This window comes from Microbacterium sp. NPDC087591 (assembly GCF_044743625.1).
Taxonomy (GTDB): domain Bacteria; phylum Actinomycetota; class Actinomycetes; order Actinomycetales; family Microbacteriaceae; genus Microbacterium.
In genome coordinates this window covers 842735-865919 of record NZ_JBIUWU010000001.1, presented here as the reverse complement: position 1 = coordinate 865919, position 23185 = coordinate 842735, and the positions used below count along the sequence as shown (strand labels likewise).

The following is a 23185-nucleotide window of genomic DNA, read 5'->3' as shown; positions in this document are numbered from 1 at the left end:
TCAGGCCGAGAAGGTAACCCCGGTGATCCGCTCGGCCGCGTCCCACAGCGCGGCACCGGTGGCGGGGGAGTGCACCTGGTCCGATGCGCTGACACGGGCCGGGGCGCCCCGGAACTCCAGCGCGCCGCTCGGACCCCAGTAGTCGCCGCCGACGACATCGGCGCCGGTGGCGGCGTGCACGATCGGCAGCGCCCCGCCGTCCTTTCCCTGCACGACGACGCGTGTCGGCGCGGCGAGGGCGCGCAGGATGGCCGGCGTCTCGACCGCACCCGGGCGCTGCGGGGTGAGCGGATCGACCGCGTAGCCCGGGTGCGCGCACACGGCGAGGCGAGGGGAGTCGGCCCAGCGGCGGTCGAGCTCGAACGCGAAGGCCATGAGTGCGGCCTTCGAGCGCCCGTACTGCCGGAGGGAGGAGCCCCGCCACGGGTCGGAGAGCGTGGCGGGGTCGATGTCAGCGAAGCGGTGGGCGAGCGACCCGACCGCGACCACACGGGCATCCTGCGTGAGGGCATGCTCGAGCCGGGCGAGGAGCGCGAAGTGTCCGAGGAAGTTCGTGCCGACCATCAGGTCGAGCCCATCGCGCGTGCGGGCGTCGCGCTGCGCAGCTTTCACCCCCGCATTGCAGATGACGGCATCGAGCCGTTCGTCGACACCGGATGCCGCCTCGGCGACGCTCGCGAGGGATCCGAGGTCGAGGGGGAGGATGCCCAGATCAGCCGCCGGCACCTGCGACCTGACCGCAGCCACGGCCTGTCGCGCACGGTCAGGGGAGCGGCAGCCCAGCACGACGCGGGCGCCCCGCGCCGCCAGCTGCTCGACGCACCAGTAGCCGATCCCCGCATTCGCACCCGTGACGAGGATCGTGCGGCCGTGCAGCTCGGTCGAGGCATCCATCCCCTCAACCTACGTGAGGAGAGTGTCGCCGATGAAGCCGCCCTCGCGGCACCCGGGTGGAACGGCGAAGACGGCGGAACCGATCGGGGTGGTCCACTCGTTGAGCAGGTCGAGTTCGTCGAGCCGTCGCTGCATCGGGGTGAACTGCCGGTCGACGTCGGCCTGGAACGACACGAAGATCAGTCCGGACTCCGAGACGCTGCTCCCGGTCGGTCTCTCGTCGTAGTTGTAGGCGCGACGGAAGATCTTCTCCCCGTCATCGCCCCGGGCGCGACGGATGTGAGCGAACTGCGGGATGACGGGGAAGCCGATCGCCGTCGTCGCCTCGAAGTCGGGTTCGTCGAACTCCTCCTTCCCGGTCAGGGGAGCGCCGTTCGCGAGGTTCCGTCCGACCGACGCCTCTCGTCCGCTGCGGTCGAGTCGATCCCACTTGTCGAGGTCCATCCGGATGCGGCGGATCACGGCGCTCGTGCCACCGGCCAGCCAGTCGTCATCCGACCACACCACGGCGTCGAAGTCCTTCGTCCCCGGCTGCGGGTTCGTGGTGCCGTCGACCTGACCGAACAGGTTGCGCATGGTCGTGCCCGCTCGTTCGGTGCCGTGGGCGCGGCGGAACCCGTTCTGGCTCCAGCGCAGGCTCGCGAAGCTGCGGGTGTCCTTCAGCAGCATGCGCGCCGCATGTGCCACGGTCAGCGGATCGTCTCCGGCGATCTGTAGCAGCAGGTCGCCGTCGCTGAACTCGGGCTGGAGCCGGTCGACCGTGAAGGCCGGGAGCGGCGTGAGCCACGACGGCCCGGCGCCGCCGGCACGTGCCACCAGCCGGGGCCCGAAGCCGAAGGTCACGGTCAGCCGCGCAGGCGCCAGGGCGAGCTCGGGCTCCGAGTCCGCGAGCGCGGGGACGCCCTGGGTCAGACGGGCGGCGTCGTCGGTGACGATGCGCAGCAGGCGGGTGAGCCCCTCGCGGTCGGTCGTGTCGAGGAGGTCCAGCCCGAGGAACAGGCCGTGAGCCTGCGCCGGGGTGTCGATCCCGGCCTGGTGGATGCCGAAGAAGGGCACCGTCTCGTCGCCGTTCAGGGGCGTCGATGGTGCGGTCGCCGGTGCGTCCTGTCGAGTGAGCGCGTAGTCGACACCGATCGCCGTGGCCGCGCCGACGCCGGCGACAGCTCCTCCGAGGAGGAACTGCCGCCGGGTCGACCCGGTGCGATCGGAGCGCGCGCCCTCAGCGGGCGCCGGCATCAGTGATCCATGCCTTCGTGCTCGTCGCCGTCTTCGTAGTTCTCGTTCGCGCCCGAGTAGTCCTTCACCGGAGCCGTGAATTCGTACGTCGAGTCGTCGGAGAACGTCAGGGTGACGGTGACCTCGGCGCCCGCCTGCAGCGGCCCTGCGAGATCCATGAGCATGATGTGGCTCGCGCCCGGCTCCAGCACCAGGGTGCCGCCGGCCGGGATCACGAATCCGCCCTCGATCTCGCGCATGACCATCTCGCCGGACTCGTTCTCCACGGTCTCGTGCAGCTCGACCATGGTCGACGCGGCGGTCTCGGCGGAGACGACGGTGACGTCATCCGATCCGGTGTTGGTGAGGGTGCCGAACGCGGCCGACATGCCCTCGTCGGCCGCTTTCACCCACGCGTCCTCGATCGTGACCGAATCGCCGGCCCGAGCGGACTCCGACTCGGCCGGAGCGGTCGTGCCGGCGCATCCGGTGAGTGCGAGCAGCGAGATCGCGACCAGGGCGGCGAATCGCGGGAGGGGCTTCAGAGTGGTGGTGTTCATGGAATGACCTTTCACAGTTCTCGTTCTGCGGTGCCGTCGTTCTCGGCCGCCGCAGCTGCCGTCCGCGGACGGCGAAGGAATCGATAGAGGGCGAACGCGGCGGCGGCGATGACCGCCCCGCCTCCGCCGATGAGCAGCGCGCGCGGCACGCCGCTCTGTTCCTGAGTGGTCTGATCCGCAGGGTCCTCGGCGTCTGCGACGGATTCTCGGCCGCCGGTTCCCTGCAACGCCATCGGTTCGGCGTCCCCGATCGTGAACGGGACGATGCCCGAGATCGGATGCCCGTCTTCCGAGACGACCTGCCAGCGCACCTGGTATCCGGCATCCGGCATTCCGGGATCGACGTCGACGGTCACGGTGTTGCCCGCGACCTCGACATCGTCGCCGGCCCAGTCGCGGCCGTTCTCGTCGATCACGAGCACCACGGCCCCCGTGGTCGAGTCGCCGAGCGTCAGCAGCTCTCCCGAGAACGTCAGGACGATGTGCTCGGGAGCGGCGGTCAGCCGCTCGTCGACTTGCGGGGTGCTATGGACCAGGGCGTCGTGGGCGGATGCCGGCAGAGCCGTCGCGAGAGTCGCGACCGCGGCCACCGTCACCCCCACCGCCCATCGGTGGACAGGAGACATGATGAAGGACCTCTCGACAGGCGTCGTCGATCGACGCCGCACGTGCGTTCGGAACGCTCGCGCGGAGGAGCCTCCGGGCGAGCGCGGATCACCGCCGGCCAGGACAGCCGGGGGCGTGGATCAGACCGTGCGGAGAGCGGGCGGAGCGCGCCCGCGAAGTGTCGCGAGCAGAGTGGCGCTGTACAGCGCATCGACATGTGTGCCGATGAACGCGCGGGGCGTGCGGTGCGGATGCGGTGCGGCGAGGACGGCGTCGATCCGCTGCTGCACCCAGCGCACGCTCTGCTGCGCCAGGTCACGCAGACCGAGGAGCAGGCGCTCGCCGCGGTGCAGGGCGACGATCGTGACCAGGGCGGCGAAGGCGTGGCCGATCCACATCGTGGCGTCGAGTGCGACGACGGTGTCGGCGCTCCCCGCGATCGCGGGAAGGACGACGGGGGCACCGTGCACGTGCGGCGCCGCGGTGCCCGAGGAGGGGACCGTTCCCAGCACGAACAGCACGTGGAAGAGGAACTGGCTGATCACGACCGAGAGTGCGAGCCTCAGCGCGGAGAGACGGCGCCCGGCGAGCAGTACGCACACCATGAACGACAGTACCCAGGGAACCGCGATGCCCAGCAGGCCCGGCATCGCGCCACCGGCGGAGACGTGGCCGGCGAGCGCGGCGAAGATCGCCACGGACGACGCCGCGAACCCGCGCAGGACCGCGGGCCTCCTGGACTGATGCACGATTCCCATTCTGTCAGGCGGATGCCCGCTCGATAGACTCCACGCATGCGGATCCGCCCGATCGATCTCGTCGACGTCCTGGTGTATCTCGTGGTCCTCGGTGCGTTCAGCCAGCTCTTCCCCGCGGTGATATCGGAGACGTTCCTGCTGGCTCTGCTCACCGCGATCCTGCTCAAGATCGTGCTCGAGATCGTCGTGTGGGTGAAGGCGAAGGCGCTCGCCCGCATCCGCTCGGAGGGGGCCGTCGCCTCTCGGGTGATCGGCGTCGTCGTGCTCGTGCTGGTGCTCCCGGGGAGCAAGTTCCTGGTGCTGGAACTCGTCGACCTCGTCTTCGGCGACGCCGTGCAGCTCGGCGGCTTCTTCCTCGTCACACTGCTCATCGTCGTGCTCATGCTGTCGCGCGGCGGCGTGCGGCGACTGTTCGCCCGCACAGAGCCCCGACAGGGCGACGGGGAGATCTCCTAGCCCCCAGGCGGATCGGTCGCCCGTGCTCGTCAGCGCTCGGGGTGCTCGTGGTGGTCGCCCTCCTCGAGCAGCATCCCCACCGACGTGGCGCACGTATCGCCCCTCCACGCCTCCAGCCCCTCACGGACGGCGAAGGCCGCGATCACGAGTCCGGCGACGGCATCCGCCCACCACCATCCGAACAGCGAGTTCACGACCAGGCCGATGAGCACCGCGGCCGACAGGTAGGTGCAGATCAGCGTCTGCTTGGAGTCGGCGACGGCGGTCGCTGATCCGATCTCCCGCCCGGCCAGCCGCTCCGCGAACGACAGGAAGGGCATCACGGCCACGCTGATCGCGGTCAACACGATGCCGACTGTGCTGTGCTCCGGACGCTGCGCGGTGACCAATGACAGCACTGAGGTCGCAGCGACGTAGATCGCGAGCGCGAAGAAGGCGACGGCGATCACCCGCAGGGTCGGCTTCTCCCACCGCTCGGGGTCGCGGCGCGTGAACTGCCATGCGACGGCGGCGGCCGAGAGCACCTCGATCGTGGAGTCCAGGCCGAAGCCGATCAGCGCGGCGGATGACGCCACCGAGCCCGCGGCGATCGCGATGACCGCTTCGATCAGGTTGTACCCGATCGTGATCGCGACGATCAGGCGGATGCGGCGGTGCAGGGTCTCGCGCCGTGCCGAGGAGACGACGGCCGACATCAGCAGGTGCAGCCTTCTCCGGAGCAGCAGTCGGGTTCGACGATCAGCACCACGCGCATGAGCTCGTTCAGTGCCGGAGCGAGGTGCTCATCGGTCAGCTGGTACCGGCTGCGGCGGCCGTCAGGAACGCTCTCGACGAGACCGCACCCGCGCAGGCAGGCGAGGTGGTTCGACATCACCTGACGCGAGACGCCCAGCGACTCGGCGAGGTCGGCGGGATAGGCGGCGTTCTCGCGCAGCGCGAGCAGAATGCCGGCGCGCGTGGGATCGGACAGCGCGTGTCCGAGTCGGGCGACGGCGGCCGTGTGCGTCAGGGAGGCAGGAGCGGTGATCACTCTTTGAGAGTACAGAGATATCTGAATTCACTCAAGTCTGTACTCGCCTCATGACAGTTGTCACCGCGATCGATGACGGGCCGACACTTCTCGCCGGATGCCGTCGGTGGTGGGCTGAGAGGACACTCCCGGACCTGTCTTCATCGGTCCCCGACCTGAACGGAACCTATGCGGAAGTTCGCGAAATCCCTGCTCATCACCGTCGGCGTCATCGTCGCCATCCCCGTGCTCGCGGTCACGTCCACCGCGATCGGCAACGCGATCGCCACGCAGGTGGAGTCCGCGCAGATCACCGCCTACGGGCAGGGTGTGGAGGTCGACGGCAAGACCATGAACGTCGTCGTCGCCGGCAGTGGTGAGGAGACGATCGTCCTGCTGCCCGGTCTCGGCACCGCGTCACCGGGTCGCGACTTCCACCCCCTGACCGACGAGCTGGCGAAGGAATACCGCGTGATCGTCGTCGAGCCGTTCGGCACCGGGCTCAGCGACGCGACCGTCACCCCGCGCACGGGTGAGAACATCACAGCGGAGATCCATGAAGCCCTCCAGCAGCTCGGCGTCACGAAGTACGCGCTCATGGCGCATTCGATCGGCGGCATCTACGCGCTCACCTACAGTGCGGCATACCCCGACGAGCTCACGGCCTTCATCGGCATCGACAACAGCGTGCCCGATCACGCGGGCTCCGACGAGCCGATCCCGACGGACGCCATGGTGGTGCTGCGCACCCTCGGGATCACGCGTCTGCTCGCCGCGATCGCGGGCGACCCCTACGACGGGCTGCCCTACGACGACGAGTCCCGACGGCAGATGGTGATGCTGAGCGCGAAGAACGCGGGGGCGCCCACCATGGTCGACGAGGTCGAGCACACTCCCGGCAACTTCGCCGCGGTGAGCGGGGAGGTCTTCCCGGCCGATCTGCCGGTGCTGAGCTTCGTGAGCGGGCAGGACACCGCGGAGTGGGTCGACATCCACGAGCAGCAGGCGGCGAGCGTCGAGCACGGAGAGGTCGTGGTCCTGGATGGCCCGCACTACCTGCACCACGAACTGTCGGCGGAGATCGCTCAGGGAACGGCCGCATTCCTCTCCGCGCTGGATCGCTGACGTCGTGAGAGCGGTTGCCGACTCCCGGGGTCGGCAAGCGCTCTCGTGTGCCCGGGATCCCGCCGCGACGGATCACGGAACCTGTGACGATCGACGGAGGAATCTCCACGGATCAGTCCGTGGTTCGTCATCGTCTCCGTGATTTGTCAGCCGGGGGTCCCGGTCGGACTCATCCGGGGTGCCGAGCCCGCGGCATGCCGCCGCGACGGATGACGGAGCCTGTGATGATCGACGGAGGAATGTCCACGGATCAGTCCGTTGTCCGTCATCGTCTCCGTGATTCGACGGCCGGGGGCGTCGGTCGGACTCATCCGGGATGCCGAGCCCGCGGCATCCCGCCCGGACGGATGACGGAGCCGGTGACGATCGACGGAGGAATGTCCACGGATCAGTCCGTTGTCCGTCATCGTCTCCGTGATTCGACGGCCGGGGGCGTCGGCCGGACCCGCCGGGGATGCCGTGTCTGACCGTGATCGGTCGGCGCCACCCCCGGCGCGGCGGAGGCTGACGACGGATGTCGGGCGCAGCGGCCCTCGTGCCCGCCTGCGCAGAACACCCCCGTCGACCTGACGGGGGTGTTCTGGTTCGCGTGCGGGTCAGCTCACGGCGTAGACCGCGCCGCCCACGATCACGGCGACGATCGTGGTCCAGCCGATGATCGCGACCGCCTGCCAGAGGAGGATGCGCGCCTTGCCGATTCCGGCGGCGGCGAGCATCGTCGCGGTGAAGTGCGTGGGGAGCAGGAGCGGGCCGAGCAGGCTCACTCCGGGAACGCCGTAGCGCTCGAATGCGCGCTGGAACTTCTCCTTGCGGGCGCTGCGGTGACCGGCATCCGCAGACGGCGTCTCGTCGACGAGCGGCGCTCCACCGCCGGCGACCACGGACTCGCGGATGCGTGAGCGGTTGACGATCGCCTGTCGGGCTCCTGAACTGGCGAGCACGAGGATGGCGACGCACACGAAGTTCCCGATCATCGCGGCGATCGCGGCGATCACGGGAGGGATGCCGCCGATGATCCCGATCCCCGCGGCGCCCTCGCCCTCGATGAAGGGGATCGCGCCGGCGAGAGCGACGATGAGCGGCTGCACGAGATCCGGGACCTGCGCGACCAGGTCCTGGAAGGTTCCGATGAGGTTCATGGTGATGCTCCTGGGGTCGGTGCAGCGGTCTCCCCGCTGCGATGACTCCAGTTCATCGGGATGGTGCGGCAAGCGGCAGTGCCGTGCTGTCACCACTTTCCGGGTGGATCGCATGAGCCATCCGTGACAACTGTCACGCCCGTATCGTGGTGGGGTGAGCAGCCCCGACGCGCCCCTCGCCCCCGCCGCACCGACGCCGGGGGCCCGACAGCTGTCCCGTGGCGTCACCGCGACCTGGTGGTACACCGCGACGGCCGTCATCTTCTTCGAGCTCGCGATCGTCGGTGCCTGGACGGTCATCACGATGGCGGTCGATCTGAGGGCATTCGTCGGAGTCGTGGTGGGTGGTGGCGGTCTGCTCTGGATCGCCTCCACGATCCCGCTGCTGGTCGACTATCGGCACCGGCTCGACGCAGAGCCGGGTGTTCGTTGGGCGCGGCTTGTCGTGCCGCTCCTGGTCGCCGTCGCGTACGGGATCGCAGCGGGTGCCGTCGCCGGGAGCTGGCAGCTGATGCTGATGCCGATCGCGCAGTCTCTCGTGCTGCTGAACTGGCCGCGCGGGGTGCGCTACCGAGTGGTCATCGCCGTGACGATCGCGATGATCTGCCTCGCCGTGGTGGATTCGACCGTCGACGTCGCCGACGAGATCCCGCTGCTGTTCCCCATCGCCTACACGGTGCTGCTTCCGATCATGACGGTCAGCTCGCTGTGGTGGTGGGACGTGCTCATCACGCTCGACAGGGCGAGGGCTTCGGAGTCTCGCCTGGCCGCGACCCAGGAGCGACTGCGCGTCGCGACCGATGTGCACGACCTGCAGGGCCACCATCTCCAGGTGGTGGCGCTGCAGCTGGAGCTCGCCGAACGTCTGATGCCGCAGGATGCCGCTGCCGGCATGGAGCAGCTCCGTGCTGCGCGCGCGAGCGTCGATGACGCACGCCAGGGCACACGCGACCTCGCACTGCGGTTCCGCTCGGTCCCGCTCGGCGATGAGATCGCGAACGCCCGCGATCTGCTCCGCGCCGCCGGGCTCGAGGTCGAGGCGGTGATCCCCGCCGACGCCGATGAGGCCCCGGCTGCGGCCCTGGGCCCGGTGATCCGGGAGACGACGACGAACGTGCTCCGTCACGGCGGCGGTCACCGGGCACGGCTCGTGCTCGTCCGGGCGGGCGACGCGTGGCGGTACACGATCTCGAACGACGCGGTCGGCGATGCCCCCCAGGATGCGGCAGGGTCCGGGCTCGACGGCATCCGACGACGCATCGACGAAGCGCACGGCACGCTCGACGTCGGTCGCGAGGCCGAGGAGTTCACGGTCACGGTCACGGTGCCGGCGCACGCGGAGGAGGCGCGATGATCCGCGTGCTGCTCGCCGATGACGAGGCCATGATCCGCTCGGCGCTCGCCGCGTTGCTGCGACTCGAAGACGACATCGAGGTCATCGCGGAGTGCGAGGACGGGGAGCAGGCGGTCGCGGAAGCGCTGCGACTGCAGCCCGATGTCTGCCTGCTCGATCTGGAGATGCCGGGACTCGACGGGGTGCAGGTCTCCGAGCGCCTGAACCGGGCGATCGCCACACGCTGCATCGTCGTCACCCGTCATGCCCGCCCCGGCGTGCTGCGTCGGGCGCTGGCATCCGGCGTGGCGGGGTTCCTCCCCAAGTCCCGCGGTGCCGATGAGGTGGCCGCCGTGATCCGTCGCGTCGCCGCCGGTGCACGCTACGTCGACCCCGAGGTCGCCGCCGATGCCCTGAGCGACGAGCGCTCGCCGCTGACCGATCGCGAACTCGACGTGCTGCGTGCCGGACGACGGGGAGAGACGACCGGGCAGATCGCTCGCGCGCTCGCCCTGGCGCCGGGAACCGTGCGCAACCACATCTCCGCGATCCTCGGCAAGCTCGCGGTCGGCACGCGCCAGCAGGCGGTGCTGATCGCCGAGGAGCGCGGCTGGATCTGATCGTCGGGGCGGCCGCGGTGTCCGCATGCCGGGGTAGCCTCATCGCATGAGTTCGTTCGGATCGCTGTCGACGCCGGTGGGTGTGGTCGGCGTCGTGAGCGACGGCTCGGCGATCACGCGGGTGACCTGGCGATCACAGGCCCCGGATGGTGTCGCAGCAGAACCGGATGCACTGGTGGACGAGGCCCTCGCCCAGCTGAGCGCGTACTTCGACGGGCGGCTGCGCACCTTCGACGTGCCGATCGACCTCGGCGACCAGACCGTCGCCACGAGGGCGGTGCTGATGGCGCTGTATGAGACGGTCGGCCACGGCGAGACCATCACCTACGGCGGCCTGGCGGCCCGAAGCGGCACGACGGTGCCGGCGCGCGGGATCGGGTCGATCATGGGCGCGAATCCGGTGCCGCTGATCGTGCCCTGCCACCGGGTGGTCGCCGGAGACGGGCTGGGTGGCTATTCCGGAGGCGATCCCGGCGAAGGGCTCGTGACCAAGCGGTGGCTCCTGGAGCACGAGGGCGCGCTGCCGACCTCCCTGTTCTGAGTGCGGTGGCGCTGAGCACGGCGTGAGTATCCGTCATCCCGTCATCGGGCGTCGGCCCGGCCTGAGAGAATGGACACGCCGAGTCCCGAGCCGAGGAGCCAACGTGCAGTTCATCTCCACCCGCGGCGGTATGCAGCCGCAGCCGTTCAGCGAGACGCTGTTGGAGGGCCTCGCGCCCGATGGGGGGCTCGCCGTTCCCGAGGTGATGCCCGCCGTCAGCACCGAGACGCTCGAGCGCTGGCGGGCTCTGACCTACCCGCAGCTCGCGACCGAGGTGCTCGGACTCTTCGCGACCGACATCCCGCGGGAAGACCTCGCGCGCATGACGGATGCGGCCTACGCCTCCTTCCCCGAGAGCGTCGTGCCGCTGCGGCCGATCGGCGATGGACTCACGCTCGTCGGATTGTCCGAAGGGCCGACTCTGGCCTTCAAGGACATGGCGATGCAGTTCCTCGGCCAGGTGATCGAGTACGCGCTCGAGCGCAAGGGCGCGGTGCTCAACATCCTCGGCGCCACCTCGGGTGACACCGGCTCGGCAGCCGAGCACGCGCTGCGCGGCAAGGAGCGCATCTCGGTCTTCATGCTGTCGCCGCAGGGCCGCATGAGCGCGTTCCAGCGGGCGCAGATGTTCTCGCTCGACGATGCGAACGTGCACAACATCGCGGTCGAGGGCGTCTTCGACGACTGCCAGAACCTGGTCAAGCACCTCGCCGGCGACCTCGAGTTCAAGCGCTCGCAGAACCTGGGTGCGGTGAACTCGATCAACCTCGCCCGCATCACGGCGCAGACGGTCTACTACTTCTGGGCCTGGCTGCGGGCGACGGATGCGCACGGCGCGACCGAGGTGTCTTTCACGGTGCCGTCTGGAAACTTCGGCAACATCCTCTCCGGCTTCTTCGCGAAGCAGATGGGTCTGCCGATCCGCCGTCTCGTGCTCGCCGCGAACGAGAACAACGTGCTCGACGAGTTCTTCCGCACCGGGATCTACCGCCCGCGCAGCGCCGCACAGACGTTGGCGACCTCCAGCCCCTCCATGGACATCTCGAAGGCCTCGAACCTGGAGCGCTTCATCTTCGGGCTCGTCGATCGTGACCCCGAGCGCGTCGTCGGCGCCTGGCAGGAGCTCGATGACCAGGGCTTCTTCGACTTCAGCGACCAGCAGCCCCGCTTCGCCGAGGAGTTCGGCATAGTCAGCGGCACCAGCACACATGCGGACCGGCTCGCGACCATCCGCTCGGTGCACGAGTCCTCGGGCGAGATCATCGACCCGCACACGGCCGATGGCGTGAAAGTCGCGCGCGAGCACGTCGAAGACGGCGTGCCGATGCTCGTGCTCGAGACGGCCAAGCCCGAGAAGTTCGCCGAGACGATCCTCGAGGCGATCGGTGTCGAGCTCGACTACTCGCCGGAACTCCGGCAGATGCTCGACGCTCCGCAGCACGTGACCGAGATGGCCGACGACGAGCACGCACTGCGTGCGTTCATCGCCGCCCACGCCCTGCGCTGACTCGAACACTTCCACTCGCGACGAGACCCCGTCCCGCTGACGTCAGCGGAACGGGGTCTCGTCCGTTCTGAGTCCGCGCGTCGTCACTCGGGGTCGCCGTGCAGCATCCACGGGATGCCGAAGCGGTCGATCAGCATGCCGAAAGTCCCACCCCACGGCGGCACGTCGAGCGGCATCGTGACGGTGCCGCCGTCGGCGAGTCCGTCCCAGACCTCCTGGGTGCGAGCCCGGGTGTTGCCGCTCAGCGATACCGAGAACCCCTGAGGGATCTCGTACGGCATGCCGTCGGGCGAGTCCGAGCCCATCAGCACCAGGCCGTCGGCGGTGGTGAGCTGGGCGTGCATCACGAGGTCCTTCTGGCTCGGGTCCTGGACCATGTCGGGGAAATCGCCGAAGACGGTGATCTCGAGTTCACCGCCGAGCACACTCTGATAGAACTCCATCGCCTGACGGGCTTCGGTGCGGAAGGAGAGATACGGGTTGAGGTTGGCCATGAGAACTCCCGGGATGAGTGGCGGGCCGTGCTCGACCCGATTCATGCTCAGTCTCCGACTGCGACCACGTCCCCACAAGACCGATCGTGCGAAGTCCCCTAGGTCGAACGGGGGAGCGCTCTGACTGCGGCGGTGAGCACCTGCGGGACCGTCGGCACTCCCTCGGCGCGGAACACCTGCGCTCCGCTGTCGTCGCGGATGATCACGGTCGGGGTGAAGCGGATGTCGAGCGCCTCGGCGGCATCGGGATCACGCGCGACATCGATCTCGGTGACGGTCGCATCCGGCAGGAAGCGGACGGCATCGGCCAGCACCGCCCGGGTGCGAGAGCACGCCCCGCAGAACGCGGAGGTGACCAGCGTCAGTTCCATCGATGCCTCTTTCCTCGGTTGCCTGCTCAGTGATGCAACCGGGCGAGAGCGCCGGGTGTTCCCGGCGTCAGAACGCGGTGCGCTTGACGAGGCCGCGGTTCGTGCGGATGTGCTCGTAGTCCCACTGGATGTCGCGCCCGGCGGCGAGCCACGCGGCGAGAGCGTCGGTGTCGATCTCGGAGACGTCGTCGTAGCGCACCTCGGCGGCCTTGAAGGTGCCGGACGCCGTGAGCCCGGGGAGAGGGAACGACTGACCGCTCCAGAACATGAGCCGCACCGCATCCTTCAGCCGGTGGTAGCCCACGATCGGATTGCCACCGAGGAACCAGACCGGATGCGCGTGCCAGATCTTGCTCGCCGCCTCGGGGAGGCCTCGCTCGATCTCGGTCGCGAGCACGGCGCAGATCTCCTGATCCGACGGGGAGAGCCTGCGGTGGTACTCGTCGATCTCGGCGGGGCGTGTCATGAACCGAGTATGTCGGTGCGCCGAGAGAAACGCGAGGGTCAGTCGCGCGGGGGGATCGCGCGCGGATGCAGCAGTCCGGATGCCGCTCCGAGCGCCGCCCCGACGATCGTGTCGACGATGCGCTCGAGCGCCACGTCGACCGATCCGATGCTGCCGGTCGCCGCTCCCGTCAGCAGCAGCACCAACGGGGTGATGAACACGAGCGCGAGCGCGTAGTGGCGCACGACGACGAGCTCGATGGCGAACTGCAGTGCGCCCAACAGCAGCGCTAGCCACAGCCCGTACGGATGCAGGAGCGAGAGGAGCACGTACACGCCCGCGCCGACGACCGTGCCGAGCATCCGATGCAGTCCGCGTTGGAACGCCGCCCGCCGCGCGGCCGCGACTCCGATCACTGCGACCGCCGAGCCGACGATCCAGTAGGTGCGCTCCGGGTCGATGATCAGCCCGAGCAGCACGCCGAGCACGGCGACGATGGCGACGCGCACCAGCAGCAGGCGGGAATCTGCGCTCAACGCCGGACCAGGCAGGAGCTCGCGCAGGGGTTTCGCCGAGATGGCGCGCACGCGGGGGAGCAGCAGTGGCGTCATCGCCACGATGTAGGAGAACAGGCACCCCGCGGTCAGTGCGGCGACGTACGCGACCGGCAAGATCGACCCGGCGGCGACCACGTGAGCGGACAGCCCGAACACGAGCACGAAGAACAGGGGCCCTGGTGGTCCGAGCCGGAAGCCGAAGGCGAGCGCCGCACTGGCGATCGCGACGAGCACGACGCCGATGCTGACGAGCCAGTCGTTGCCCGACGCCAGCACCCCGAGTGCGGCGCACACGACGAGCCCGAGGGCGACGAACGGAAGGACGCGCGCTCTATCGACCACGGCCGCGGAGCCGGCGAACAGCACCGTGAACGCACCGGAGGCGGCGATGTATCCCAGGGAGGCGTTGCCGAGGAGCGTCATCACCGCGATCGGCGCCGCGATGCCGAGCGCCGCCTGGGTCGCCAGCGGCCAGCGGGGGCCGCGGGACGGCGCGAAGGCGAAGAGACTCACCCTTCCATTGTGCGCCGCCGCAGACCTCGCCCCGCGCGGGGACGCGTCACCGTCACTCCCGGTCGAGTCCGAACGTGCGTTTCACCAGTGCCTGCACATCACGGTCCAGGCCGTCGATGCGGGTGTTGACCGCTTCGAAGCGGGAATCGACCGCGTCGAAGCGGGCGTCCACGGAGGCGAAGCGTGCGACCATCTCGGATCGAAGGCCGCCGATCTCGGCGCGCAGCACGCGGATGAACAGTGTCGACACGACGGTGAGCATCCCGAACATCAGGGCGATGAACGCACCGATCATCGTCCAGGTCTGGGGCTCGGTCATCGAGATCATCTCCTCATTCTCATCGCGAGCCTCCATCCTGCCAAGGGGGCAGCGCCGTGCAGCGCTCCCAGAGCCCGATACGTGGACACCGGGCGGCACTGCCGAGCGGTGCAGGAAGACAGGGGGCATGCGCGCCGCTCGTCGCTACGATGGCGAACGTGACCTCAGTGACCGTGCGCCCCGGCATCGACGAACGACTCTCGCGGATGATCCAGCTGCCCACCGTGTCCGCCGAGCTCGAGGAGCGCGGCGCCGAACCGTTCGAGCGCTTCGTCGCGCTGATCGCCGAGCTCTACCCGCTCACGCACGAGCACCTCACGGTGGAGCGTCACACCGACTTCGGTCTGCTGTTCCGCTGGGCGGGGAAGGCCGAATCGTCGGAGGGGCCTGTCGTGCTGATGGCCCACTACGACGTGGTCCCTGTCGACGAGAGCGACGCCTGGACCCATCCGCCGTTCGCCGGGGTCATCGCCGACGGCATCGTCTACGGTCGGGGTGCGCTCGATGACAAGGGACCGCTGATCGTCGTGCTCGAAGCGGTCGAGAATCTGCTGAGCGACGGCTTCGTCCCCGCGCGCGACGTGTACCTCTCGTTCGGCGGCAACGAGGAGACCTACGGGCGCGCGGCGCAGGAGATCGCAGCCGTGTTCCGTGAACGCGGCATCGTGCCCTGGCTCGTGGTCGACGAAGGCGGCGCCGTGGTCGATGCACCGTTGCCGTTCGTGCCAGGGCGTGCGGCGATGATCGGCGTCGGCGAGAAGGGCGTCATGACGGTGACGCTCTCGGCGCGCGGCGAGGGCGGCCATGCGTCCGCACCACCGTCTCTCACAGCCGTCCGACGAATCGCGCGGGCCGTGGACCGCCTCGGTCCTGCCACGTTCCGGCCCCGGGCGTCGACGGCGATCCTGCGGATGCTGACGCGGCTGTCCGCAGAGACGCCTGGCCCCGCGCGCCATCTGCTGCGATTCCTCGGGGCGGCGCCGCTGGTGACGGCACGGCTGTTCGCGCTTCTCGGCGGAGAGCCGGCAGCCCTGGTCCGCACCACGGTCGCCCCCACGATGCAGTCCGGCGGCACCGCGGCCAACGTGCTCCCGTCGCAGGCATCCGCCACCGTCAACCTGCGCATCGCGCTGGGCGAGACGACGCAGCAGACCGTGCTGCGTGTACGACGCCGCATCCGAGATCCGCTCGTCACGGTGCAGGTGATCGAGGCGAGCGAGCCGTCGCCGGAGTCCTCGACCGACAACGCGCAGTTCGCCCTGCTCGCCGACGCGCTCGCCGTGTCGCATCCCGGCGTGCCCGCCGTGCCCTACGTCATGATGGCGGCCACCGACTCCCGCCATTTCCACCGGTTCTCGCCGGCGGTCTACCGGTTCGCGCCACTGGAGATGTCGAATGCCCAGCGGGCGTCGATCCACGGCGTCGATGAGAACGTCGAGATCGCCGCCCTCGAGCGCGGGGAGCGGTTCCATCGGGCTCTCCTCGAACGGCTAGTGTGATCTCACCCGTCCTTCGGCGCGCTTCGCGGCCGCGAGAGAAGCAGGAGACGCGATGACGCGCAGTCGGACATTGGGCACCCTCGCGGTCGTCGTGGGTTTCCTTGCCTTCGTCGAGTTCACGAGCGGTGTGCTGCAGGGCTACTACACGCCCATGCTCACCGACATCGCCCGTCATCTGGGCATCCACGACGCCGACGTCAACTGGCTCGAGGGCGCGCAGCTCATGCTGTCGGCACTCGTCGTGCCCGCATTCGCGAAGCTCGGCGATATGGTCGGGCACAAGCGGATGCTGTTGATCTCGACGGCGTTGACCGCGGCGGCCGCGCTCGTGCTGCCGTTCACCGACTCGTTCCCCGTCTTCCTCGCGGCGTGGGCGCTGATGGGCTTCTACGTGGTCTGGCTGCCGCTGGAGATCGCGCTCATCTGGTCGCGGTCCCGTCGGATGGAGGGCCGGGCGAGCATCACCGCCAAGGCTGCGGGGCTGCTGGTCGCCGCGCTGGAAGGCGGTGCGATCATCGGCGCCCTGGTGGGTGGGGCGCTCATCGATGTGCTCCCGCTCACGATCGTGCTGCTGGTGCCGGCGGTGCTCATCGTCGTGTGCTTCTTCGTGATCCTGTTCGGGGTCAAGGAGTCGCCGGAGCCGACGGGTGGTGTCTTCGACACGGTCGGCCTCATACTGATCTCGCTGGCGCTGATCTGCTTCACCGGCGGACTCAGCCTGCTGCGCCTCGACGGCGGTCTGGTGAACCCCTGGTCGTGGGCGGTCGTCGTGTTCGGGGTGCTGCTGGTGATCCCGTTCGCCCTCTGGGAGCTGCGTCACGACGACCCGCTCATCGATGTGCGCATGTTCCGCTCTCCCGCGCTTGGCCCGGTCTTCCTCACCGCCGGTCTGTTCGGGGTCAGTGTGCTCGGCGCCCAGGCGCCGCTGTCGACCTTCGCTCGCACCGATCCGTCGGTGTACGGCTACGGTCTCGGTACCACCGGCTTCGCCACGTCGTTGATCATCGGCGTGTATCTGATCGCGATGATCGCCGGAGCGCTGTCGTTCCCGTTCGTCGCCCGCCGGATCTCGCCGCGGATCACCCTGATGGGAGCCTCGGTCCTGGTCGGAGTGGGATTCCTGATGTTCCTGCCGTTCCACGACGCGTACGCCCAGGTCATCACCAACATGGTCATCGTCGGGCTCGGCTCCGGAGCGCTGGTCGCTGCGCTGCCGGCGGCGGCGGCCTCGGCTGCTCCGGCCACGCAGACCGGTGTCGCGACCGGCCTCACCAACTCGGTCAAGACGGTCGGTGGCGCGATCGCGTCGTGCGTCTTCGGCATCGCACTCCTCCACGGCGTCAGTGCGACCGCGGGTGCCGCCGAGGGGACGGCGGGGTCGTTGGCCGGCTACTTCACGGTCTGGATCGTGTGCGGCGTCACAGCGCTCGCGGCGGCCGTGCTGCTCGTGTTCGTGCCGAAGACCGCGTTCACAGATCCTCCCGTCGACACCGAGCTCCCGCCGATCGTCTCAGACCCGCGCTAGCGGCACTTCATCGGGGGGGAGGGGGGCCGCCCGACATCTCCGAACCAGCGGATCGTCAGCGTCGTGGTGCGGGATCATCCGCAGAACGGAACGGCAGCGGCGTCATTCGCGATCCAAGCCGAAGGTGCGCTTCGCGAGCGCCTGCACGTCCCGATCGAGCCCGTCGATGCGGGTGCCGACGGCGTCGAACCTCGCGTTCATCTCGTTGCGGAGCCCGCCGATCTGCCCGTTCATCTCGTTGCGGAGCCCGCCGATCTCACTGCGGACGACCCGGACGAAGAGCGTGGAGACCACGGTCGGCGTGCCGATCATGAGGGCGCTGAACGCTCCGATCATGGTCCAGATCTGCGCGTCGTTCATGAATCCCACTCCCTCATGCTGGCATCGATCTTCGGAGTCTGCCACCGCCGGACATGGGGGAACGCGCCTGCCCGCAGGTTCGTGGAGAGCTACGGCGGAGGCTGTCGTGTGCAGTGCGGGTGCGGGCAGGGAAACCCCGGGGCTCGACAGGGGAGTGGGGTGGGAATGCGTCGAGCCCCGGGGCGGTCTGTGCGGCGGTCAGTCCGTGACGGCTGCCGCTCGGCGTCGGGCGACAGCGAGTGCCGCTCCGAGAAGCGCCATCGCCGTAGCGACAGCAGCCGCTACCACGGCGAAGGTGAGGTCGTTACCGGTGTGGGCGAGCGCCTCCGTGGTGATCTCCTTCTCTGCCGATGGAGTCTCCTCCGCGGGCGGCGTCTTCGCTTCGCCGGTCTCCTCCGGGGACACCTCGCCGGTGCCGCGCGGAACGGTCGCCTCCGAGGGAGATGACTCCACCGTGGTTCCCGACGTCTGCCCGACGGCGATCGCCGCGTTGTCGATCTTCGCTGCCGCGAGGTCGGCGTCCTCGACCGTGTAGCTCGCCGTGCACGTCATCGATTCGCCGGGAGCGAGTGCGGCAGCATCAGGAGGGCAGGTCACTTCGGGCACCTGACCGGCGCCGCTGAAGGCGGTCTCGTCGACACGCACGTCTGTCATGGTGAGTTCGCCCGTGTTGGTCACGACGAATGTGTAGTCGATGACGCTTCCGCTCCAGAAGGCTTCCGCATCCGTGGACTTCACGATCGCCAGCCCCGGAGCCCCGGGGGTGCTCACGACCACCTGTGAGGGAGGCGACGTGATGCGTCCGGTATCGGGTGTCGTACCCGTGGCGGTCGCGGTGTTCTCGACCGAGCCGCGGTCCACATCCGCCTGCAGCACCGTGTAGGTCGCCGAGCACACGACCGTCTCGGCGACGGCGAGCGAGAGCGGTTGCGAGGGACACGTCACCTCGGGGGTGGAGCCGGACCCGCTGAACGCCACCTCCTCCACCGTGACATCGCTCAACGGACTGGTGCCAGTGTTGGTGATCTCGAAGGAGTACGTCACGGTGTCGCCCTGACGCGCTTCGGCGACATCCGCCGTCTTCGTCAGAGTGATCTCGCCGTCGCCGCGCGGGGAGTTGACGAATGTGCAGAGCAGCCCGACACCGTCGGCCACACGGGGGACCGTGAGGCTCCCGCGGGTGCCGTCGCCGGAAGCGAGGATCGCGCCGGATGCATCGTCGACGCAGTTCCACGAGGAGCGGTACCGGTCCTGCTCAGCACCGGCACCTGTCTCCTCGATCTCGATCGTCGCGCCGGGGAGGACAGGAAGCGTGAGCCGTCGCTGCTGCACCCCAGGAGAGGTGCCGGTGGTGGTGACGGAGAGATCGGCGAGTCCGGCGCCGGAGATGGACAGGCGCACCTGGTCGGCGGGATCCTCGGAGTGCCTGCCCTCGGGGAAGTCCTTCTGCAGGGTGAGGCGGCTGGGAGAGGAACACGACGCGATGTCCACGATGCCGGGCTCGGTGAACGTGACGTGACTGGTCACGGCTCCCGACATGGGGTTGACGCGGAGCAGTTCCAGCCCGGTGCTGACGACCAGGTGGCCGTCGCTGCCGAAGGCGATGCCGTTGACTCCGAGTCCATCGGTGTCATCGACGCGGAAGGACTGGATGCGGGTTGCGCGCACCGTCGGGTACGGAGCGCTCGACGCGAGAGCGATGTCGTGCACGTCGACCGAGTAGATCGCCGCGTCATTGGCCGAACTCATGACGATGTAGAGGTTGCCGTCGCGGTCGAAGGCGATGTCGCCGTTGCTGCCGGGGGCCGGTGCTGCCGAGAAGCTGATGGCCATTCGGCCCTGGCGATCACCGGTGGACGGGTCGCGCACCTCGAGGTGGAGCTGGCCTCCGGTCGCGGCCCCGTGGAAGAACAGCCGCGAGTGAGGGTCGTAAGCCCCGTGGGTCTGAGTCGCGCCCCAGCCGGCAGGCATGCGAACCACCGGCGAGGTGGTCGTCGTCGAGGTCGCGAAGTCGAAGGTCGCCAGAGCGCCGGCGTCGTTCGTGGTCCAGGGGTCCCATCGCATGGCGAAGGCCGCGCCGTCGGGATGCTCCGGCGTGACCGCGACACCGAGTCCGTTGAAGAGTGAGGTGGGATCCGCCCCCTCATCGATCGTCCCGATGGTGGTCTGGGCGCCACTGATCGCGTCGAGACTCCACAGCGTGCTGCCGTTGCCGCTGTTGGCATTGATCGCGTAGATCGTCGAGCAGTCGAATGGCTCGGCCGCGTGCGCCGGGGCCGTGTCGACCATCGCTCCAGGGATCATGATCGCCGCGCCCGCGAGGGTGGCGACGGTGAGTCGACCTGCGCGTCTCCCGCGCGGTCGACGCGCCCCCGGCGGGGACTTCTGTGATGTGTGGGTGTTCGGGTGCGCCATGCGGCGATGTCCTTTCTCGAGGCAGGACGCGATGAACTCGGGAGATCGCGCCGTCCGATGCCCCCAGTTTTCAGCGAGAGACGGATGCTGCGCGTCGAGCTCCGTGATCAGCGCGAAGAGATCAGTGCCTGCGCGACCGTCCCGCATGCATGCCGCCGGCGACTCAGTAGCGCACCACGGAGCATCGGCCGGTCACGATCCTTCGGGCAGGCGCAGGCAGAGATTCAGGCCCAGGAGAAGGCTGCGAGCTCCGCGCGCGCCGAGATCTGCAGCTTTCGGAACGCCTTCAGAAGGTGACTCTCCACCGTTCTCGGGCTGATGTGCAGGAGCTCGGCGATCTCCTGATTGGACTGGCCGTGGGCGGCGAGTCGCGCGACCTCGAGCTCGCGGGTCGAAAGTCGCTTCTGGGCGTCGCCGCGTCCCGCTCTCGGCAAGAGATCGAGCGGGTCGCGGCGTGCGTGCAGGTTCGCGAGGTCGGAGGACAACACGTCGACAGCGGCTTGATCTCCGTGCCGAGCGGCTGCATCGCGCCCATGGGTGAACGCGATGAGGGCGTGCTCGACGCGTCCCTCGCCCTCGAACCACGCGCCGAGCCGACGCAGGTCCGCGGGATTCTCGTCGAGGATCGCCTTCTGCAAATCGAAGACCGGCGTCACCAGCGTCCCATCCAGGCCGCCGAGCTCTGGGTCTTCGGTCGTCCGCGGGATCGTCGATGCACCGAGTCCGGTCGTGATGATGCGCAATGTCGCCGCAGCGAGCAGATAGCCGCGCGCGCGCAGGAGAACGATCTGTTCGTGCAGCAGCTCTTCTGCCCGCCGTGATTCTCCCGCGAGCAGGGCGGAGACGATCTCCGGCAGGGCGGCGACCATCCCCGGCCATGGTCCGATTCTGACGCCGGTCGTGAGGGCCTGCGACGCGAGCGACTCGGCGGTGCCGTGTCGGCCCGCGCGCACAGCCAGCAGCGCAGCGAGCGCGAGGGCACCCATCCGGGTCCCCTCCTGACCCAGTCCGGGTTCCCCGAGCGCCAGGAACCGCCCCAGATGCAGCTCTGCCGTGCGGAATCTGCCGAGCACGATGCCCGACACCGCTGCGAGGTACGTGTGCCCCCGCAGGTTCTCCAGGTCGAGCTCCACACGGCTCTGCTCGATGTGGACGACAGCCCACTCGTATGCGTCGCGCACGGCACCGCTGCCGAACATCGCCCACCCGCGCAGCAGCGCCAGCACCCGCCCGAGCTTGGTGGAGGTGTCATCCGAGCCGGCGAGCTTCTCCATCGCAGCCGGCGCATGGCCGCGCAGGATCAACGCTGTCACGAGCACAGCCAAGATCGAGCTCTCGGTCGTCGCGTCCCGTCCCGTCAACGCGGCGAGCCGTTGGACATGCTCGGGTCGGGTTCCCTCGATGCCGATCTCCAGCTGCGTCGACCAGACGTCGAACATGGTTCGATAGCGCGGTTGTTCTCGTGCGGCGGTTGTGAGCAGGTGCCGTGCTTCGGCGACGTCGCCGGCAGCCAGCGCGTACCACCGCGCCTGGAAGATACGGAACATCGCCAGCGCTCTGGCGTCGCCGCCCGTCGTGTCGGTGCGCTCGAACACCCGCAGGGCGGTGTCGGGGTCGTGGCGTTGATCGAACAGGACGAAGAGATACTCGATCGCTGCCGCCGCATGAGGATCGCGTTCCCACGCACGACGCCGCGCCGAGAGCTGGGCAGCATGTCGATCTCGGATCAGCCGGATCACGGACATCTCCGCAGCATCCGGTTCGAGCGAGGAATCGAGACCGGCGGGAGGAACGAGTCCCGCGGCCGAAGGGTCCGGTCCATCGGCGCCGAACTGATTCTGGATGCGATTCAGGATCCGGGATCGCCGGCTGGACGTCGGTCGGTTCTGGAAGTAGTCGGCGATCAGCGGGGGAGTGACGGCGACCGACAGCCGTCCGAAGGGCTCGATGCTCAGGAGGAGTCCGCTGGCCTCGAGGGTCTCGATGAGTTCGCGCCCCACCAGTTCGGACGCGGTGTCGATGTCGAGGACGCCGGCAAGTGCGAGGGTCTCGACGGCCTCGAGCTGGGTGGGATCCAACGGGGCGAGCAGGTGTTCGACGGCGCCCGACATCGCGTCGTGCCACAGCTCGCCGTTCGTGGTCCAGATGTCGTCGGTGCGCACGATGTGGCCGTACGCCTGGGCGGCGGTGGTCATCGCCACCGCGAGACTGGGTATTCCTGCCGATCGTGTGTACACGCGTCCGACGAGGCCGGTATCGACGGCTCCGCCGAGTTGCTCGTGGATCAGATCCGACACCGCTTCGAAGCTGATCGGACGTAGGCGCAGTTCCGCCGCCTGACTGGCGATCGCGTGCAGGCGGTTTGCGCCGCCGTCGACTGCAGAGCTCGATGTCGTCACGATCACCGCGCCCGTGCGTGCGTGCACCGCCGCCACCGCACCCCAGGACTCCTCGTCGACGAACTCGGCGTCGTCGACGAGCATCACGCAGCGTCGGTCCACCACATGCTCTGCGATCGCGGCGACCACCTGGCCCACGGCGAGCGTGGGCGACGGCTTCGCGACCTCTCCGGCGAGATCGAGCGCGCCGAGAGGGACTCGCCGAAGCGCCTCGACGCCGACGATCCGAATGGTCGTGTAGCCGCGCTGCTCCAGGCTGCCCGCGATCTCGCGCAACAGCACGGACCGGCCGCTTCCGTCAGGTCCGACGATGCTGACGCAGGAGCCGGAAGCGATGAACCTCAGCGCCGCGGCGAGATCGTCAGCGCGAACGAACATCCGTATCTCCTGATGGCTGCGACCGGGATCTGCGCTGCGATGTCCGCGGGCTTCCAGGTTCGGTCGACAGTGTAATGAAAGCTCTGGCTGGCGCGCAGTATTCTGGCCGCACAGCGCCAGGGGAGGCTCTGAGCGGGTGACGGGGAA

24 protein-coding genes are annotated in these 23185 nt (G+C 69.0%); 8 read left to right on the top strand and 16 right to left on the bottom strand.

All coding sequences use genetic code 11. The features are described from left to right. From ACIOVG_RS04060 to ACIOVG_RS04040, 5 genes are all read right to left on the bottom strand, one after another. Positions 1 to 894, bottom strand: a complete 894-nt coding sequence (locus tag ACIOVG_RS04060) for an SDR family NAD(P)-dependent oxidoreductase (RefSeq protein ID WP_400869289.1) — start codon at positions 892 to 894, stop codon at positions 1 to 3. A 9-nt stretch (positions 895 to 903) separates the two neighbouring features. Further along, entirely contained in the window at positions 904 to 2130 is a 1227-nt protein-coding gene (locus ACIOVG_RS04055; RefSeq protein ID WP_400869287.1) for a Dyp-type peroxidase, read from the bottom strand. Further along, positions 2130 to 2669 (bottom strand): copper chaperone PCu(A)C, encoded by a 540-nt coding sequence (locus ACIOVG_RS04050; RefSeq protein ID WP_400869285.1) that lies wholly within the window; start codon positions 2667 to 2669, stop codon positions 2130 to 2132. Before ACIOVG_RS04050 ends, ACIOVG_RS04055 begins: the two co-directional genes overlap by 1 nt. Positions 2670 to 2680: 11 nt before the next feature. Beyond that, positions 2681 to 3295 carry a copper resistance protein CopC gene (locus ACIOVG_RS04045; RefSeq protein ID WP_400869283.1) on the bottom strand — a complete coding sequence of 205 codons (615 nt, stop codon included), beginning with the start codon at positions 3293 to 3295 and terminating at the stop codon, positions 2681 to 2683. A gap of 120 nt (positions 3296 to 3415) precedes the next feature. Beyond that, positions 3416 to 4024, bottom strand: a complete 609-nt coding sequence (locus tag ACIOVG_RS04040) for a hypothetical protein (protein ID WP_400869281.1) — start codon at positions 4022 to 4024, stop codon at positions 3416 to 3418. Between the two features lie 45 nt (positions 4025 to 4069). On the opposite strand from ACIOVG_RS04040, the gene ACIOVG_RS04035 reads away from it, so the two are divergent. Then, positions 4070 to 4489, top strand: coding sequence for a hypothetical protein (locus ACIOVG_RS04035; RefSeq protein WP_400869279.1), 420 nt, complete (start codon positions 4070 to 4072; stop codon positions 4487 to 4489). A gap of 29 nt (positions 4490 to 4518) precedes the next feature. Here ACIOVG_RS04035 and ACIOVG_RS04030 read toward each other — a convergent pair whose 3' ends face one another. Further along, complete coding sequence (locus tag ACIOVG_RS04030) at positions 4519 to 5184, bottom strand: cation transporter (RefSeq protein WP_400869277.1); 666 nt, start codon at positions 5182 to 5184, stop codon at positions 4519 to 4521. Continuing rightward, positions 5184 to 5519: an ArsR/SmtB family transcription factor gene (locus tag ACIOVG_RS04025; protein WP_400869275.1), complete on the bottom strand. Its 336-nt coding sequence runs from the start codon at positions 5517 to 5519 to the stop codon at positions 5184 to 5186. The genes ACIOVG_RS04030 and ACIOVG_RS04025 overlap by 1 nt, the downstream gene beginning before the upstream one ends. A gap of 168 nt (positions 5520 to 5687) precedes the next feature. Between ACIOVG_RS04025 and ACIOVG_RS04020 the strand changes: the two genes are divergently transcribed. Then, complete coding sequence (locus ACIOVG_RS04020; protein WP_400869273.1) at positions 5688 to 6623, top strand: alpha/beta fold hydrolase; 936 nt, start codon at positions 5688 to 5690, stop codon at positions 6621 to 6623. A 596-nt stretch (positions 6624 to 7219) separates the two neighbouring features. On the opposite strand, the gene ACIOVG_RS04015 is transcribed toward ACIOVG_RS04020, so the two are convergent. Next, a complete protein-coding gene (locus tag ACIOVG_RS04015; protein WP_400869271.1) occupies positions 7220 to 7762 on the bottom strand; it encodes a small multidrug efflux protein in 543 nt (180 codons plus the stop codon). A gap of 154 nt (positions 7763 to 7916) precedes the next feature. Between ACIOVG_RS04015 and ACIOVG_RS04010 the strand changes: the two genes are divergently transcribed. The 4 genes from ACIOVG_RS04010 (at position 7917) to thrC (ending at position 11763) form a co-directional block, all read left to right on the top strand. Then, entirely contained in the window at positions 7917 to 9116 is a 1200-nt protein-coding gene (locus ACIOVG_RS04010; protein WP_400869269.1) for a sensor histidine kinase, read from the top strand. Beyond that, positions 9113 to 9715: a response regulator transcription factor gene (locus ACIOVG_RS04005; RefSeq protein ID WP_363551666.1), complete on the top strand. Its 603-nt coding sequence runs from the start codon at positions 9113 to 9115 to the stop codon at positions 9713 to 9715. Before ACIOVG_RS04010 ends, ACIOVG_RS04005 begins: the two co-directional genes overlap by 4 nt. A gap of 46 nt (positions 9716 to 9761) precedes the next feature. Further along, entirely contained in the window at positions 9762 to 10256 is a 495-nt protein-coding gene (locus ACIOVG_RS04000; protein ID WP_400869266.1) for a methylated-DNA--[protein]-cysteine S-methyltransferase, read from the top strand. 103 nt (positions 10257 to 10359) lie between these two features. Next, positions 10360 to 11763 (top strand): threonine synthase, encoded by a 1404-nt coding sequence (gene thrC / locus ACIOVG_RS03995; protein ID WP_400869264.1) that lies wholly within the window; start codon positions 10360 to 10362, stop codon positions 11761 to 11763. A gap of 83 nt (positions 11764 to 11846) precedes the next feature. Here thrC and ACIOVG_RS03990 read toward each other — a convergent pair whose 3' ends face one another. From ACIOVG_RS03990 to ACIOVG_RS03970, 5 genes are all read right to left on the bottom strand, one after another. Continuing rightward, positions 11847 to 12302, bottom strand: coding sequence for a VOC family protein (locus tag ACIOVG_RS03990; RefSeq protein WP_400869262.1), 456 nt, complete (start codon positions 12300 to 12302; stop codon positions 11847 to 11849). Between the two features lie 53 nt (positions 12303 to 12355). Further along, the gene (locus tag ACIOVG_RS03985) at positions 12356 to 12628 is read right to left on the bottom strand and encodes a thioredoxin family protein (protein ID WP_247629171.1); all 273 of its coding nucleotides are present in this window, start codon (positions 12626 to 12628) and stop codon (positions 12356 to 12358) included. A 67-nt stretch (positions 12629 to 12695) separates the two neighbouring features. Then, positions 12696 to 13094 carry a DUF1801 domain-containing protein gene (locus ACIOVG_RS03980; protein ID WP_400869260.1) on the bottom strand — a complete coding sequence of 133 codons (399 nt, stop codon included), beginning with the start codon at positions 13092 to 13094 and terminating at the stop codon, positions 12696 to 12698. Between the two features lie 38 nt (positions 13095 to 13132). Continuing rightward, complete coding sequence (locus ACIOVG_RS03975; protein ID WP_400869258.1) at positions 13133 to 14143, bottom strand: FUSC family protein; 1011 nt, start codon at positions 14141 to 14143, stop codon at positions 13133 to 13135. A gap of 52 nt (positions 14144 to 14195) precedes the next feature. Next, on the bottom strand, positions 14196 to 14462 hold the full coding sequence (locus ACIOVG_RS03970) for a hypothetical protein (protein ID WP_400869256.1): 267 nt from the start codon (positions 14460 to 14462) through the stop codon (positions 14196 to 14198). A gap of 149 nt (positions 14463 to 14611) precedes the next feature. On the opposite strand from ACIOVG_RS03970, the gene ACIOVG_RS03965 reads away from it, so the two are divergent. Together ACIOVG_RS03965 and ACIOVG_RS03960 are read left to right on the top strand one after the other, a co-directional pair. Beyond that, on the top strand, positions 14612 to 15961 hold the full coding sequence (locus ACIOVG_RS03965; RefSeq protein WP_400869254.1) for a M20/M25/M40 family metallo-hydrolase: 1350 nt from the start codon (positions 14612 to 14614) through the stop codon (positions 15959 to 15961). Between the two features lie 52 nt (positions 15962 to 16013). Then, a complete protein-coding gene (locus ACIOVG_RS03960; protein WP_400869252.1) occupies positions 16014 to 17486 on the top strand; it encodes an MFS transporter in 1473 nt (490 codons plus the stop codon). Between the two features lie 102 nt (positions 17487 to 17588). Here the strand turns inward: ACIOVG_RS03960 and ACIOVG_RS03955 are convergent, their stop codons facing one another. The 3 genes from ACIOVG_RS03955 to ACIOVG_RS03945 form a co-directional block, all read right to left on the bottom strand. Then, positions 17589 to 17846 carry a hypothetical protein gene (locus tag ACIOVG_RS03955; protein ID WP_400869250.1) on the bottom strand — a complete coding sequence of 86 codons (258 nt, stop codon included), beginning with the start codon at positions 17844 to 17846 and terminating at the stop codon, positions 17589 to 17591. 198 nt (positions 17847 to 18044) lie between these two features. Then, positions 18045 to 20261 carry a hypothetical protein gene (locus ACIOVG_RS03950; RefSeq protein ID WP_400869248.1) on the bottom strand — a complete coding sequence of 739 codons (2217 nt, stop codon included), beginning with the start codon at positions 20259 to 20261 and terminating at the stop codon, positions 18045 to 18047. 224 nt (positions 20262 to 20485) lie between these two features. Beyond that, positions 20486 to 23038, bottom strand: a complete 2553-nt coding sequence (locus tag ACIOVG_RS03945; protein WP_400869246.1) for a LuxR C-terminal-related transcriptional regulator — start codon at positions 23036 to 23038, stop codon at positions 20486 to 20488. Positions 23039 to 23185 lie beyond the last annotated feature (147 nt).

Coding starts and splice junctions, on each gene's coding strand:
- ACIOVG_RS04020 (WP_400869273.1), top strand. CDS start 5,688: ATGCGGAAGTTCGCGAAATCCCTGCTCATCACCGTCGGCGTCATCGTC.
- ACIOVG_RS03990 (WP_400869262.1), bottom strand. CDS start 12,302: ATGAATCGGGTCGAGCACGGCCCGCCACTCATCCCGGGAGTTCTCATG.
- ACIOVG_RS03955 (WP_400869250.1), bottom strand. CDS start 17,846: ATGAACGACGCGCAGATCTGGACCATGATCGGAGCGTTCAGCGCCCTC.
- ACIOVG_RS04055 (WP_400869287.1), bottom strand. CDS start 2,130: ATGCCGGCGCCCGCTGAGGGCGCGCGCTCCGATCGCACCGGGTCGACC.
- ACIOVG_RS04005 (WP_363551666.1), top strand. CDS start 9,113: ATGATCCGCGTGCTGCTCGCCGATGACGAGGCCATGATCCGCTCGGCG.
- ACIOVG_RS03985 (WP_247629171.1), bottom strand. CDS start 12,628: ATGGAACTGACGCTGGTCACCTCCGCGTTCTGCGGGGCGTGCTCTCGC.
- ACIOVG_RS03960 (WP_400869252.1), top strand. CDS start 16,014: ATGACGCGCAGTCGGACATTGGGCACCCTCGCGGTCGTCGTGGGTTTC.
- ACIOVG_RS03980 (WP_400869260.1), bottom strand. CDS start 13,094: ATGACACGCCCCGCCGAGATCGACGAGTACCACCGCAGGCTCTCCCCG.
- ACIOVG_RS04050 (WP_400869285.1), bottom strand. CDS start 2,669: ATGAACACCACCACTCTGAAGCCCCTCCCGCGATTCGCCGCCCTGGTC.
- ACIOVG_RS03945 (WP_400869246.1), bottom strand. CDS start 23,038: ATGTTCGTTCGCGCTGACGATCTCGCCGCGGCGCTGAGGTTCATCGCT.
- ACIOVG_RS04060 (WP_400869289.1), bottom strand. CDS start 894: ATGGATGCCTCGACCGAGCTGCACGGCCGCACGATCCTCGTCACGGGT.
- ACIOVG_RS03965 (WP_400869254.1), top strand. CDS start 14,612: ATGGCGAACGTGACCTCAGTGACCGTGCGCCCCGGCATCGACGAACGA.
- ACIOVG_RS04035 (WP_400869279.1), top strand. CDS start 4,070: ATGCGGATCCGCCCGATCGATCTCGTCGACGTCCTGGTGTATCTCGTG.
- ACIOVG_RS03950 (WP_400869248.1), bottom strand. CDS start 20,261: ATGGCGCACCCGAACACCCACACATCACAGAAGTCCCCGCCGGGGGCG.
- ACIOVG_RS04030 (WP_400869277.1), bottom strand. CDS start 5,184: ATGTCGGCCGTCGTCTCCTCGGCACGGCGCGAGACCCTGCACCGCCGC.
- ACIOVG_RS04000 (WP_400869266.1), top strand. CDS start 9,762: ATGAGTTCGTTCGGATCGCTGTCGACGCCGGTGGGTGTGGTCGGCGTC.
- ACIOVG_RS04045 (WP_400869283.1), bottom strand. CDS start 3,295: ATGTCTCCTGTCCACCGATGGGCGGTGGGGGTGACGGTGGCCGCGGTC.
- ACIOVG_RS04015 (WP_400869271.1), bottom strand. CDS start 7,762: ATGAACCTCATCGGAACCTTCCAGGACCTGGTCGCGCAGGTCCCGGAT.
- ACIOVG_RS03970 (WP_400869256.1), bottom strand. CDS start 14,462: ATGACCGAGCCCCAGACCTGGACGATGATCGGTGCGTTCATCGCCCTG.